At 71.9% G+C, this 13,384-nt stretch carries 14 protein-coding genes; 5 read left to right on the top strand and 9 right to left on the bottom strand.

Features of this window, described 5'->3' with window-relative positions:
• The first annotated feature begins 154 nt into the window (after nt 1-154).
• Nucleotides 155-679: a flavin reductase family protein gene (locus ITJ54_RS08230; RefSeq protein ID WP_071270001.1), complete on the top strand. Its 525-nt coding sequence runs from the start codon at nt 155-157 to the stop codon at nt 677-679.
• A 44-nt stretch (nt 680-723) separates the two neighbouring features.
• Nucleotides 724-1,338, top strand: a complete 615-nt coding sequence (locus ITJ54_RS08225) for a superoxide dismutase (RefSeq protein WP_194627158.1) — start codon at nt 724-726, stop codon at nt 1,336-1,338.
• 99 nt (nt 1,339-1,437) lie between these two features.
• On the opposite strand, the gene ITJ54_RS08220 is transcribed toward ITJ54_RS08225, so the two are convergent.
• On the bottom strand, nt 1,438-2,013 hold the full coding sequence (locus ITJ54_RS08220) for a TetR/AcrR family transcriptional regulator (RefSeq protein ID WP_194627156.1): 576 nt from the start codon (nt 2,011-2,013) through the stop codon (nt 1,438-1,440).
• A gap of 181 nt (nt 2,014-2,194) precedes the next feature.
• On the opposite strand from ITJ54_RS08220, the gene ITJ54_RS08215 reads away from it, so the two are divergent.
• A complete protein-coding gene (locus tag ITJ54_RS08215; RefSeq protein WP_194627154.1) occupies nt 2,195-3,169 on the top strand; it encodes a carbohydrate kinase family protein in 975 nt (324 codons plus the stop codon).
• An 11-nt stretch (nt 3,170-3,180) separates the two neighbouring features.
• Here ITJ54_RS08215 and ITJ54_RS08210 read toward each other — a convergent pair whose 3' ends face one another.
• The 5 genes from ITJ54_RS08210 to upp all read right to left on the bottom strand — a co-directional run bounded on the left by ITJ54_RS08210 (nt 3,181) and on the right by upp (nt 8,765).
• Nucleotides 3,181-4,686 (bottom strand): serine hydrolase domain-containing protein, encoded by a 1,506-nt coding sequence (locus tag ITJ54_RS08210; RefSeq protein ID WP_194627152.1) that lies wholly within the window; start codon nt 4,684-4,686, stop codon nt 3,181-3,183.
• The gene (locus ITJ54_RS08205) at nt 4,683-6,032 is read right to left on the bottom strand and encodes a cryptochrome/photolyase family protein (RefSeq protein WP_194627150.1); all 1,350 of its coding nucleotides are present in this window, start codon (nt 6,030-6,032) and stop codon (nt 4,683-4,685) included. The genes ITJ54_RS08210 and ITJ54_RS08205 overlap by 4 nt, the downstream gene beginning before the upstream one ends.
• Nucleotides 6,029-6,601, bottom strand: a complete 573-nt coding sequence (locus ITJ54_RS08200) for a MarR family winged helix-turn-helix transcriptional regulator (RefSeq protein WP_323741642.1) — start codon at nt 6,599-6,601, stop codon at nt 6,029-6,031. Before ITJ54_RS08200 ends, ITJ54_RS08205 begins: the two co-directional genes overlap by 4 nt.
• A gap of 314 nt (nt 6,602-6,915) precedes the next feature.
• On the bottom strand, nt 6,916-7,683 hold the full coding sequence (locus ITJ54_RS08195) for a winged helix-turn-helix domain-containing protein (RefSeq protein WP_194627148.1): 768 nt from the start codon (nt 7,681-7,683) through the stop codon (nt 6,916-6,918).
• Between the two features lie 446 nt (nt 7,684-8,129).
• Nucleotides 8,130-8,765, bottom strand: a complete 636-nt coding sequence (gene upp, locus ITJ54_RS08190) for a uracil phosphoribosyltransferase (protein WP_071270063.1) — start codon at nt 8,763-8,765, stop codon at nt 8,130-8,132.
• A gap of 106 nt (nt 8,766-8,871) precedes the next feature.
• Between upp and ITJ54_RS08185 the strand changes: the two genes are divergently transcribed.
• On the top strand, nt 8,872-9,303 hold the full coding sequence (locus ITJ54_RS08185) for a nucleoside deaminase (protein ID WP_194627416.1): 432 nt from the start codon (nt 8,872-8,874) through the stop codon (nt 9,301-9,303).
• Nucleotides 9,304-9,315: 12 nt separating this feature from the next.
• Here ITJ54_RS08185 and ITJ54_RS08180 read toward each other — a convergent pair whose 3' ends face one another.
• Nucleotides 9,316-10,272 (bottom strand): cation diffusion facilitator family transporter, encoded by a 957-nt coding sequence (locus ITJ54_RS08180; protein WP_194627146.1) that lies wholly within the window; start codon nt 10,270-10,272, stop codon nt 9,316-9,318.
• Between the two features lie 63 nt (nt 10,273-10,335).
• On the opposite strand from ITJ54_RS08180, the gene proC reads away from it, so the two are divergent.
• The gene (gene proC / locus ITJ54_RS08175) at nt 10,336-11,166 is read left to right on the top strand and encodes a pyrroline-5-carboxylate reductase (protein WP_194627144.1); all 831 of its coding nucleotides are present in this window, start codon (nt 10,336-10,338) and stop codon (nt 11,164-11,166) included.
• A 67-nt stretch (nt 11,167-11,233) separates the two neighbouring features.
• On the opposite strand, the gene ITJ54_RS08170 is transcribed toward proC, so the two are convergent.
• The gene (locus ITJ54_RS08170; protein ID WP_071270072.1) at nt 11,234-11,929 is read right to left on the bottom strand and encodes a potassium channel family protein; all 696 of its coding nucleotides are present in this window, start codon (nt 11,927-11,929) and stop codon (nt 11,234-11,236) included.
• Nucleotides 11,922-13,355, bottom strand: a complete 1,434-nt coding sequence (locus tag ITJ54_RS08165) for a TrkH family potassium uptake protein (RefSeq protein WP_194627141.1) — start codon at nt 13,353-13,355, stop codon at nt 11,922-11,924. Before ITJ54_RS08165 ends, ITJ54_RS08170 begins: the two co-directional genes overlap by 8 nt.
• Nucleotides 13,356-13,384: the final 29 nt, after the last annotated feature.

Here is a 13,384-nt window from a genome sequence, read left to right as displayed (position 1 = left end):
CGCCCGCTCCGCGCCGCACCGTCCGGTCGCCGCGCCCGGGATGCCCCGAACCTGGGAATCGTTGACCTCAACCAGGGTTCAGGTCATACGTTGGGACCTGGCCACGAGGACCACGGCCACACCGCACCCGAACGAGGAACGAACGACGACTCCCATGCCCGAAGCCACCCCCGCGGACGCCGTCCCGACCACCATCGCCGACGCCTACAAGTCCGCGTTCCGTGGTCACCCTGCCGGCGTCGCCGTGATCACCGCAGAGGGACCGGACGGCCCGACCGGCCTGACCGCCTCCAGCGTCGCGAGCGTGGCGATCGACCCGCCCGTCCTGGTGTTCTCCCTCTCCACGAACTCCGGCTCCGCCGGCACGATCCTCGGCGCCCCGCTGTTCGTCGTGCACCTCATGGACTCGCACGGCGTGGCCCTCGCCCGACGGTTCGCGTCGACCGGCAGCCCCGCGGCCGACGACCCGATCTGGGGCACGCTGCCCTCGGGTGACCGCTACCTGCCGTCAGCGGCGTCGGCGCTCCGGTGCCGACCCCTGTCGACCACACCGATCGGCAGCTCGACCGTCGTCGTCGCCGAGGTGCTCGACATCGTGCTCGGGTCCGAGCGCGGCGAGCCGCTGGTCTACCACAACCGGGAATTCCACTCCCTCACTGATCGTTCCCGGCTCTCGTGAGCTGCGGAGCACCGTCCGCCAACCACTGATCGAAAGGAACTCACATGGCTGAGTACACCCTGCCGGAGCTGCCGTACGACTACGCCGCGCTCGAGCCGCACATCAGCGGCAAGATCATGCAGCTGCACCACGACAAGCACCACCAGGCCTACGTCACCGGCGCGAACACCGCCCTGCAGCAGCTCGGCGAAGCCCGCGAGTCGGGCAACTTCGGTGCCGTGAACAAGCTCGAGAAGGACCTCGCGTTCCACCTCGGTGGGCACGTGAACCACTCGATCTTCTGGACCAACCTCGGCCCGGACACCAAGGTCCCCGAAGGCGAGCTCGCCGCGGCGATCGACGAGTTCTTCGGTTCCTTCGAGACGTTCAAGGCGCAGTTCGCCGCCGTCGCGAACGGCATCCAGGGCTCCGGCTGGTCCGTGCTTGCCTGGGACACCGTCGGCCAGAAGCTGACCACGTTCCAGCTCTTCGACCAGCAGGCGAACGTGCCGCTCGGCGTCGTGCCGATCTTCATGCTCGACATGTGGGAGCACGCCTTCTACCTCGACTACCTCAACGTCAAGGCGGACTACGTCAAGGCCGTGTGGAACATCGTCGACTGGGAGAACGTCGCCGCGCGCTTCGCGAACGCGAAGTCGCAGAGCTTCGTCACGCTCTGAGACACCGACGGCGGGTCACGATCGTGACCTGACGACGGACGGGAGGCCCGGTGCCAGCTGGCACCGGGCCTCCCGTCCGTCCGGGGTGCACCTGGACGGTCAGGCCGTCGCGACGGCGGTGCGGGCCGCCAGGCCGGCGGCGAGGGCGCGGAGCGCTGCGTCGGCGTCGGTGCGCTCCGGGTCGACGACTGCACCCCACTGGATGCCGCGGGCCGCGAGGACCACGCCCTGCGCGGTGCGCGCCGCCTCGGCGTCACCGCGGCCGTGTGCGCAGCACCAGGCGGCGAGGGCGTCGATCTGCGCGCGGTGCACGGACCGTTCGCGGTCCCGACCGCACAGCGACTCCACGGACCCGAGCTCGAAGGTCAACCGTGCTGCGAGGGCACGTTCCGGGTCGTCCAGTCCACCGAAGACGGCGACGAGGTACACGGCGAGGGCGTCCTGGTCGGCCTCGGGGTCGAGGGTGTGACAGGCGGTGGCATCGGCCAGGTGTTCGACGACGGCGTCGACGAGGGCGTCGCGGGAGCCGAAGTGGTAGACGATCGGGTAGGCGCTGGTGCCGAGCACGCGCCCGAGGCTGCGGACCGAGACGTCCTCGAGCTTGGTGTCCTGCAGGTGCTGCGCGACTTTGCTGATGATCGCCGGCTTCAGGGTCGGGTCGGGCTTGCGAGGCATGGGCGTCTCCGCGGTGACAGTGGATGGCGGGTCGCCGGTAAACGACCACACCACATGGTAGCGGTGATGTTCCAGTACCGGTCTGCGAGCGAGCCGCGGACTGGGACCTGGCTGGGCATCTGGCCGTGACCCTGTACGAACGGAAGTGGAGAAATTCTCGGCTTCACGTATCGTGGAGGTGATGACCCTGCCTCCCGAACGCCCCGTGCCGCCCCTCAGCGCCGCAGCGCCCGGTCACGGGCGGTCCGTCGGCGGCCGACGTCGTGGCGCCGGGAAACGCTTCCTGGTCGTCGGGGACGTCCTCGACGGCGTGCTCGTGCAGACGAGTGCCCGGACCACCGGCGACCACGACCCCGCCGCCGTGATCCGCCACCGTCCTGCCGGAGCTGCGGGTGCCGCAGCGACGTGGCTCGGGTGGCTCGGCGCCGAGGTGGACCTGGTCGGGCGTGTCGGCGTCGACGACGTCTACCGCCACGAGCGCGCGCTCGAGGACGCCGGCGTCCGCGCGCGGATCGGGTACGACTCCAGGACCTCGACGGGCGCCGTGGTGTCCGTCCGGAGCGGTGTCGGCCGGACGTCGATGTCCGACGGCGGGGCCAGCGCGCTCCTCGGTGCCGACGACGTGCCGCTCGACCTCGTGCAGCGCGCCGACGTCGTCCACCTCACCGGTGCCGCGATGCTCGGGTCCGGCGGGACGGAGCGGATCGCGGCGCTCGTCGCCCGGGCCCGGTCCGGCACGGCCCGCGTGGCGCTCGACCCCTCGTCCGTCGCCGTCGTCCGGTCGATCGGGGGTGCGGCCTTCCTGGCGGCGATCGCCGGCGTGGACGTCCTGATGCCCGGACAGGACGAGGCCCTCGCGCTCACCGGGGCGTCCGACGTCGTCGAGGCAGCCGCCGAGCTCGCCCAGCACGTGCCGCTCGTCCTCGTCACGCTCGGCCCCGCGGGCGTGCTCATGGCCCGACCCGGGCGCACCCCGCAGCCCGTGCCGGCGACACCGGCCACCGTGGTCGACACGATCGGCGCGGGGGACGCCTTCGCGGCCGGGTTCCTCCGCGCGTGGGCGACCGACGCCGTCCGGGTCGGGGCGGCCACCCGCGAGGGCACCCGGGTCGCGGCTCGTGCGCTCGGCTTCGTCGGCGGGCGGCCGCCGGTCTGACGACGAGGTCGTCAGGCCTGCTGTTCGGTCGGTTCGGCGGTGACGGTCAGCGTCTGGACACGTCCAGCGGCCAGTGGTGCCAGGCGGATCTCCACGCGCAGCCGACCCGCGGTGCCGGGCAGCCACCAGCGGAGGTGCGTCGGCGTGTTCGACCGCTCCTGCACCGGGGAAGCCGCCAGGTCGGCGCCCACCTGGGTGACCGCGGCCGCGAGCGCCTGCCGACGGCGGTCGTACGGCACGTCCATGGCGACGTTCGGCGTGCAGATCGTGTCGGCGAGGTCATCGTCCCAGGCCGTCAGGAGCCGGGACACGGCTGCCTGCGCGGCACGGGTCTCGGGGAGGACCGTGGGCGTCGGCGGGGTCGTCCCGCTCGTGGCCGCCAGCAGCAGGTCGTGGGCCGTCTCGGCTGCGATCGAGACCTTCGCCTGCGTGGCGTTCTCGAAGGCCACGACGCCGAGGCCGTCCTGCACCGACCACCGCATGTGCGCCGAGAACCCCGGGTATCCGCCCGAGTGCGACGCGATCACGCCGTGGTCGTCGTCCTGCTCGACGAACAGCCCGAAGCCGTACCCGACCGGACGCCTGGCGCCGGGGAGGCCCGTGCGCGGGACGTGCCGCATGGCCTGCTGCATGAGCCGTCGGTCGGCGGCGGAGACCGGGCCGTCCTGGGCCGCTGTGCCCGGCCGTCGGATCGGCGCGAAGGCCGACGAGAGGTGCCGAGCCCACCGGGACAGGTCCGCCACGGTGGAGTACAGGCCGCCGATGGGCGAGAAGGCGCCCGGCCCGGTCAGCGGGAGGGGTTCGAAGTCACCCTGGTGCGGGCGGACACCGGTCACGACGTACCCGCGGGCGTCCTGCTCGGCGAACACGGTGTCGTCGAGGCCGAGCGGTCGGAGCACCACGTCGCTGGCGACCTCGGTGAACGGGCGACCGGCGACGACGGAGACCGCGCGCCCGAGCAGGGCGTAGCCGAGGTTGGAGTACGCGAAGGCGGTGCCCGGCACCGAGTCGAAGAGGAGCCCGGCGCGTAGGACGTCGTCGAGCTCGTCGTCGGAGATGGACTCCTGACGGTCACCCCACGGGTCGTCGGTCGGGAACCCGGCCGACATGGTCAGGAGCATCCGCAGCGTCGGCACGGGGGAGTCCGGTGTCGGCAGCACGACCTCGGCGAACGCCGGCACGAACTCGGCGACCGGGGCGTCGAGTGACACCAGGCCCTCGGCGACCAGGGAGAGCAGCGTGGCCGCGGTGACGCTCTTCGTGCACGACGCGATGCGGTAGACCGTGTCGGCGTCAGGAGCCCGACCGTCACCGCGGTCGCCGTGCCCACCCGACGCGACGAGTCCGTCGGCGTCGAACACGCCCCAGACCGAGCTCGGGGCGGTGCCGCGCTCGATCCGTTCGCGGAACAGGTCGTCCACCTGCCGGAGCACGGCGGGGTCGACCGACGCCGGGGCGTTCGCGGGTGCCTCGGACGCCGGGGTGTCCTCGGGTGCCGCCCTGTGGTCCGGGGTCACGACCGACGCATCTGGTCGTAGGCGTCGAGGGCTCGCTGCCGGGTCTCCTTGAGGTCCACCATCGGCTCCGGGCGTTCCTCGTCCGCCGGCACCCAGTGCCGCACGTACTCGCGGTGCTTGTCGAACCGCTCGAGCTGCCGGTCGGGGTTGAACACGCGGAAGTACGGTGCCGCGTCGAACCCGGACCCGGCGACCCACTGCCAGTTGCCGGCGTTGTTCGCCGGGTCGGCGTCGACGAGGGTGTCCCAGAACCACTGCTCGCCGATGCGCCAGTCCACGAGCAGGTTCTTCACGAGGAAGCTCGCCGTGGCCAGGCGGACCCGGTTGCGCATCGCGCCGGAGCTCCAGAGCTCCCGCATGCCGGCGTCGACCAGGTCGAAGCCCGTCCGACCCTGGTACCAGCGCTGCAGTTCGTCCTCGGACGCATCGCGCCACGGGAAGGCGTCGAACTCCCGACGGACGTTGACGGTGGCGAGCTGCTCGCAGTGGAAGTACTCGTTCCAGTTGAACTCGCGCCACGCGAGCTGCCGGAGGAACGCCGGTGCCTGCTGTCGCTGGTGCGGCTCGAGTCGGCCGTGCAGTCGGTGCCAGACCTGGTACGGGCTGATCTCGCCCCAGCGCAGGTGCGGGGAGAGGTCGCTCGTCGCGGCCATCGCGGGTTCGTCGCGCTGGTCGTAGTCCTCGAGCGCGTTGTCGACGAAGTCCTCGAGGAGCTTCGCCGCGCCCCGCTCACCCGGGTCCCAGGCGTCACGGAGTCCTCCGGCCCAGTCCGGCGCGGTCGGCAGCAGGGCCCAGTCGTCGAGGTCGTCACCGGCGGCGTCGGACGCGGCGGGCAGCTCGCGAGGCTTCGGGAGGGGGTGCCGGGGTTCGGGAAGCGTCTGGGCCGCGCGCCAGAACGGCGTGAAGACCTTGTACGGCTCGCCCTGCCCGGTCCGGACCGTCCAGGGCTCCCAGAGCAGGGCGGCCGCGAAGCTGTGGGCCTCGATGCCGCGGTCGGTCAGGGATGCCTTGATGCCGGCGTCGATGTCGCGCTCGACCGGGCCGTAGCGGCGGTTCCAGAAGACGCCGTCGGCGCCGGTGTCCGCGACGAGCTGGTCGATGACGTCGGCTGCGGCACCGCGGCGCAGGACGAGCCGCGAGCCGCGCTGGCGCAGGTCGGCGTCGAGCGAGGCGAGCGAGTGGTGCAGCCACCAGCGTGCAGCTGCGCCGAGCGGGCGGATGCCGGCGCTCTCGTCGTCCAGCACGTAGACGACGGTCAGGTCGCCGCCGTGTTCCATGCCCGCGCGGAGGGCCGGGTTGTCGGCGAGCCGCAGGTCGTCCCGCAGCCAGACCAGTGCGCCGGTCATGCGGAGGCCGAGTCGGTCGTGGCGCCGCGTCGTGCGGCCGGGAGCTCCCCGGTGGCCACGCGGAGCTTCGTGCAGAGGTCGGTGAGCGTCCGGAGCTCGGTGTCGTCGAGGCCGGCGCTGAGCTGCTCGGCGATGCTGGTGGCGTGCTGCACGGCGACGGCGCGGTAGACGTCGAACCCGTGCGGCGTCAGCGCGACGATGACACCACGGGCATCGGTGGGGTCCGGCTGCTTCTCGACGATGCCGCGGGTGGTGAGCCGGTCGACCAGGCGGCTGACGCTCGGCTGCGTCAGGAGGAGGTGCCCGGTGAGGTCGCGCATCCGGCACCGTCGGCCCGGCTGCGTGGAGAGGTTGAAGCACACGTCGTACTCGTTGAACGAGATCTCGTCCCCCGGGAACTCGCTGTTGAGGTTCCGCATGACCGAGACCTGCGCCCGGAAGAGGGCTTCCCATGCGGAGACGGCGACGGCCTTCTCGCTGCGGGTGGGGTCCGGGACGACGGTCCTGTCGTGCCCGAGCGTCCTGGCGTCCAGGAGTGTCGGCTCGTCCACGAGCGCCTTGTCGTCCACGGTCGCGGTCCTCTCGGTCGGGTGGCTCACCACACTACCGACGGCATCGGACACTGGCCGGCCACGCCGACCATGGTCCGTCGGCAGGGCGGGCCGGGGAACGGACGAAGGCCGGTCGTCCAGGGGACGACCGGCCTTCTCCCTTGCACCAAGAGTGTCCTGCAATCACATTCCACAGCCGCTGCCACAGCAAACAACGACTGCAGAACCGACTGTATAACGAAGGGGTAACGGGCGCCAGCGGCAATCTGCTCCGTTGCCTGCGAGTTCCCCGGGAGCCCCGTGGGGGACGGCCCGCGCGGACCGACGCGCGCTCAGAACAGGTCGGGCGACGGGGTGGAGGCGTAGCGGACGGCGACGTCGGCGTGGCGGTCGAAGCGGTAGCCCACGCCGCGGACGGTGCGGACGATCTCCTCGAACGCGCCGAGCTTGGAGCGGAGACGGCGGACGTGCACGTCGATCGTGCGCTCGTTCGGGGTCTCGTCCTCGCCGTCGGACCACAGGCCCTCGATGATGGCCGAGCGGTCGACGGTCCGGCCCTCGCGGAGCACGAGGAACTGCAGCAGCTCGAACTCCTTGAACGTCAGGGGAGCGGCTTCGCCGTCGAGGGTGACGCGCTTCCGGGAGATGTCGATGACGACGCCGGTCTCCTCGGGCTCGGGCTTCTCGGCCTGCTTCCGTGCGGCGACGGCCGACCGGTCCTGCAGGGCGAGTCGGACGACGTCGACGTCACGTCCTCCGGAGTGCTCGGCGGCGACGGCCACGGCGGCGTAGGTCTCCGCGGTCGGGACCAGCTGGGCGGTGAGGGCCTTGAGCTGCTCGACGACGGCCGCGAGGGTGGTGCCCGCGGCGGCGGCCTTCTCCTCGTCGATGCCCACGTAGAGCGCGAAGCCACGTGCCTCGGTGCCCTCGGGCAGGGCGCGGTTCCGCTGCGGGGCGACCACGGGGCTCGTCGGGATGGTCGTGCGCTCCGGCTGGACCGCGGCGCGCCGGGGGCGGATCGGCGTCACCGGGCCGAGGTCGACCGGGGCCGGTGCGGCGGCGTGGGGGGTGGTCCGGGGCTGGGCGATGGTGAGCGACATGGCGGTTCTCCGTGCGGTGTGGCCGCGACTGCTCCCGCAGTGCGGCCGATGTCGAATGCGTCGTCCCGGCGGCGTCCACCCGAGGGGCCGGACGCCGAGGGGCCCAGCGGTCCTCGTGCGGACCGGGGCTGACCGGGGATGCAGGGGGACGACCTCGAGACGGGACGTGTCGCGTCGTCGGTGGTCGTCACCCGGGGATCACACGCTCGCGACGGGGGTGGTGTCGCTGGGGATCCGGCTGGAACGGGTACCGGTCAGGCACACATTCGACAACGCATGACCGCCGTCGCAGGCATCATCGTGCCGGTCGTCCCCACTGCCCCTGTGGAGGAGCACGCCTCGGAGAGGACGCGGGTGGACACGAGTGCAGTCATGGACTCGAGTATCAGCGGTATACCAAGCCGCTGTCAACCGTCCGACCGGACGGTGCGATCTGCTCGTTCTGGTTACTCGGCCAGGCCGTACAGGCGGTCGCCGGCGTCACCGAGGCCGGGGACGATGTACCCGTTCTCGTCGAGCCGCTCGTCGAGCGCACCGAGCACGATCGTGACGTCACGGTCGCCGACGGCTTCCTCGACGGCCTTGAGTCCCTCGGGGGCCCCGAGGATGCACACGCACGTGACGTCCTCGGCCCCGCGGGCGAACAGGAAGTCGATCGCGGCTGCGAGCGTGCCGCCCGTGGCCAGCATCGGGTCGAGCACGAAGCACTGGCGTCCCGACAGGTCGTCCGGCAGGCGCTCGGCGTAGGTCTGCGGCTCGAGGGTCTCCTCGTTGCGTGCCATGCCGAGGAAGCCGACCTCTGCCGTCGGGACGAGCTTGACCATGCCCTCGAGCATGCCGAGGCCGGCACGGAGGATCGGCACGACGAGCGGTCGCGGCTTCGCGATGGCGACGCCCATGGTCTGCGCGACCGGGGTCGAGATCGGCGTGGCGGTGACGCGGACGTTCCGGGTGGCCTCGTACGCCAGGAGCGTGACGAGCTCCTCGGTCAGCGCCCGGAAGGTGGGCGAAGGCGTCGTGCGGTCGCGGAGCACCGAGAGCTTGTGGGTGATGAGCGGGTGGTCGGCGACGTGGACTCGCATAGGGTCGAGCGTACCGTGCCCCGTGCCGACCAGCGGTCGCGGTCGTCACCGAGGAACCCCAGGAGGACCCGTGGAGCACCCCGCCGGCCGTCCGTACGTGGCGGCGATGGAACGGGCACTCGACGAGGCCCGGGCGTGCCTGGCCACCGGGGACGTCCCCGTCGGTGCCGTCGTGCTCGACGAACACGGCGTCGTGGTGGCGACCGGTCGCAACGAACGCGAGGCGACGCAGGACCCGACCGCGCACGCCGAGGTCCTCGCGCTCCGGGCAGCGGCCGCCGCGACGGGGGACTGGCACCTCGACCGGCACACGCTCGTCGTCACGCTCGAGCCCTGCCCGATGTGTGCCGGCGCAGTCCTCGCCGCCCGGGTGCCACGGGTCGTGTTCGGCGCGTGGGACCCGAAGGCCGGCGCGTCCGGCAGCGTCTACGACATCGCCCGCGACCGCCGACTGCCCCACCGGTCCGAGGTCGTGGCCGGGGTGCTCGAGGACCAGTGTGCAGCGCTCCTCGACGACTTCTTCCGCGAGCGGCGCTGACGCAGGGACCGCTCAGTCCGCCGCGCGGATCACGATCGCCTCGGTCGGCGGCCGTGGACCGGTGCGGAGCACGTCGGGTTCGACGTAGATGACCCGGGCGACCGGGACGGCCGCGCGGACCCGCTGCTCGACGGTGTCGATGCCGGCGGCGACGTCCCCGAGGCGTCGGTCCCCGTCGACCGCGACCTTCACGCCCACCATGAGCTCGTCGGGTCCGAGGTACAGGGTCTTGATGTGGATGATCGACTCGACCTCGGGACCGTCGAGCACGGCCGCCTTGATCGCGGTCACGTCCGCGACGCTGGCGCCCTCGCCCACGAGCAGGCTCTTCGTCTCGACGCCCAGCACCAGCGCCACGGCGATGAGCAGCACGGCGATGAGCACGGTGCCGATCGCGTCGAAGACGCTGTTGCCGGTCAGCGCGGTGAGCCCGACGCCGAAGAACGCGAAGACGAGCCCGATCAGGGCCGCGGTGTCCTCGAGCATCACGACGGGCAGCTCCGGTGCCTTCGCCCGGCGCACGTACTGCACCCACGAGAGCGAGCCCTTGTTCGGCTTCGCCTCCTTCAGCGCGGTGCGGAGCGAGAAGCCCTCGAGCCCGATGGCGATGAGCAGCACCAGCATCGGCAGCCACCAGTTGTCGAGCGGGTGCGGGTCGGCGAACTTCTCGATGCCTTCGTACAGCGAGAACACCCCACCGACCGAGAACAGCACGATGGATACGACGAAGGCGTAGACGTAGCGCTCGCGGCCGTAGCCGAACGGGTGTTCCTCGTCCGCGGCACGTCGGGCGCGTCGGCCGCCGAGCAGCAGCAGGAGCTGGTTCGCCGAGTCGGCGAGCGAGTGCACGCCCTCCGCGAGCATCGACGCGGACCCGCTGATCGCGGCGGCGATGAACTTCACGACCGCGATGCCGACGTTCGCCCCGAGTGCGGCGAAGATGGCCCGGTTGCCTCCGGAAGCGCTCACTGTGACCCCTGTCTCGAACCTGCTGCTCGATCCTACGGGCAGCCCGCTCGGTAGGGTCGGGCCATGACGATCGAACTGCCCCGCACCGCCCTCCTCGGCGTCGGTTCCATGTCCGGCGCGGTCCTCGACGGCCTCCTCGCCGCGGGACTCGCCCCCGAGACGGTGGTCCTGACGACGAAGTCCGAGGCCTCCGCGGCGGCGCACCGCGAGCGCGGGCTCGACGCCACCGCGACCGAGACCGACGCCGACGCCAACCGTGCCGCCGTGCGCGGGGCGGGCGTCGTGGTGCTCGGCGTGAAGCCCTTCGTGATCGGCGACCTCCTCGACGAGGTCGCTGGTGACCTGGAGCCCGGCGCCGTCGTGGTGTCCGTCGCAGTCGGTGTCACGACCGCAGCGATCCAGGCCCGCGTGCCCGACTCCGTCCGGGTCGTCCGGGCGCTGCCGAACACGCCGATCGGCGTCGGGCACGGCGTCACGGGCATCAGCGGTGGCGCGTCTGCCGACGCCGCGGCCGTCGCCCTGGCATCGAGCCTGTTCGACGTCTCCGGCTCCGTGATCGAGGTCCCCGAGGACCGGCTCGACGCCCTGTCCGCGGTGTCCGGCTCCGGCCCCGCCTACGTCTTCCTGCTCATCGAGCAGTGGCAGCAGGCCGCCGAGTCCCTCGGCTTCACCCCGGAGCAGGCCGAGACGATGGTGCAGGGCACCATGCGCGGCGCGGTCGAGCTCCTCGAGCGCTCCGGCCGCGAGCCCGCGGACCTCCGCCGGGCGGTCACGAGCCCGAAGGGCACCACCGAGCGAGCGGTCGCCGTCCTGCAGGACGCCGACCTCGCTGCGACGCTCCGCCGGGCCGCGGACGCGGCGATCGCACGTGCCGAGGAGCTGTCCAAGCTCTAGACGCGACCAGTGGACGGACTGGAGGCCCGTGGCGGCGCCGCCACGAGCCTCCAGGCTGCCCCTGTGGTCACTCGAGCGCGGCGAAGCGCTCCAGCGCGGTGGTGGAGCCGGAGACGATGATCACGTCGTGCTCGCCGATCACGCTCTCCGGCGTCGCCGGTACGAACGGTTCGCCCGGCGGCTTGATGCCGAGGACCGTGAGGCCGAAGCGCGTGCGGATGACGGTCGTGGCGAGGTCCTTCCCGCGCACCGTGCGGGGCGGGAACATCTTGACCACGGCGAAGTCGTCGTCGAACTCGATGAAGTCGAGCATCCGGCCGGAGACCAGGTGGGCGGTGCGCTCGCCGGCCTCGCGTTCGGGGTAGACGACGTGGTTGGCGCCGATGCGCGACAGGATCGTGCCGTGCGAGCGGCTGATCGCCTTCGCCCAGATCTGCGGGATGCCGAGGTCGACCAGGTTCGCGGTGATGAGCACGCTCGACTCGAGGTCGCTGCCCGTGCCGACCACGGCGATCGGGAAGTCGCCCGCGCCGATCTGGCGCAGGGCGTCGATGTCCGTGGCGTCGGCCTGCACGGCGTGCGTGACGCGGTCCGACCACTTCTGGACCAGGCCGGCGTCGGTGTCGACGACGAGGACCTCGCGGTCCTGTCGCTCGAGCTGGCCGGCGGTGGCGGCGCCGAAGCGGCCGAGGCCGATCACCAGGACGGGCGCGTCGTGGCTGACGGCGCCGAGCGGGTGCGGCGGGCGGGTTCGGTCAGCCAACGATCGGCCTCTCCTCGGGACGGCGGAACAGTTGCCGGCTCTGGCTGGCGGCCAGTGCTGCGGCGATGGTCACTGTACCGACACGGCCCAGGAACATCGTGGCGGCGAGCACGTACTTGCCGGATTCCGGCAGGTCTGCGGAGACGCCGGACGACAGGCCGCACGTCGCGAAGGCCGAGATGACCTCGAACAGCACGCGGTCGAGCGACTCGTGGGTGATCTGGAGCAGGACGATCGTGGCGACGGCGACGATGGTCGCTCCCCACAGCACGACGGCGACCGCGACGCGGAGCACGTCGCTCGGGATCCGGCGGCCGAAGGCCTCCATGCTCTGGCGGCCACGCGCCTCGGCCACGGCAGCCAGGAAGAGCACCGCGAGCGTGGTCACCTTGATGCCGCCGGCGGTCGACGCGGAGCCGCCGCCGATGAACATGAGCATGTCCGTCAGGAGCAGGCTCGACCCGTTCAGCTGGTCGAAGTCGACGAGCGAGAAGCCGCCCGAGCGGGTCATCGTCGACAGGAACAGGGCCTGGAACGCGGTGCGGCCGGCGCCCTCGCGGCCGAAGGTCGCCGGGTTCGAGGCCTCGAGCGCGATGTAGACGACCGCGCCGCCGACGAGCAGGACCGCGCTCGTGGCGAGCGTGAGCTTGACGTGGATCGGCCACCGACGGGGCGTGCGGAGCTGCTTGGTCAGGGCGCGGATGACCGGGAAGCCGATCGAGCCCGCGACGACGCCGATCATCAGCAGGGTCAGGAACCAGTAGTCGTGGGCGAACGGGTCGAGTCCGCTGGCGTTCGGTGCGAAGCCGGTGTTCGTGAACGCCATCGCCGCGTAGTAGAAGGAGTCGCCGACGGCTGTCCAGAACGGCATGCCGGCGAGCAGCACCGACGGCAGGAGCAGCAGGCCGAGCACGATCTCGATCGACAGGGTGCTCACCGCGACGGTGGCGAGCAGCGTGCCGACCTCGCCGAGCCGCACGGCCTGGCCCTCGGGCACGGCGCCGTGGTGCGTGCGGAGCGGGTTCGAGTCACCGGCGGCCATCAGCTTGGCGCGCAGCCCGAGCTTCCGCGTCACGAAGAGGCCCAGGATCGACGCGAAGGTCAGCACGCCCACCGCACCGATCTGCGTACCGATCACGACGAGCGTCTTGCCGAAGACCGACCAGTGCGTCGCCATGTCGACGGTCGCGAGCCCGGTGACGCAGACGACGGACGCGGCGGTGAAGAGCGCGTCCGCGAAGTGCGTCGACTGCCCGTCCGCCGCCGCGAGCGGGGTCATGAACAGCGCCGTGAAGACGAAGATCAACGCGACGAAGACCACGATCGCCAGGCGTGAGGGCGACGAGCGGAGCACCGTGCCGATGCGTGAGGGTCGCTTGCGACTCGAGGTCGTCAGGACCTTCGGGGGCTCCGTGCGATCGAGCATCGTATGCCTCCGAGGACATGGGCGGGACG

The organism is Curtobacterium sp. VKM Ac-2865 (assembly GCF_015350905.1).
GTDB lineage: Bacteria > Actinomycetota > Actinomycetes > Actinomycetales > Microbacteriaceae > Curtobacterium.
Note: the sequence above shows the minus strand (reverse complement) of the source record. Positions and strands in the feature narration are given on the sequence as shown.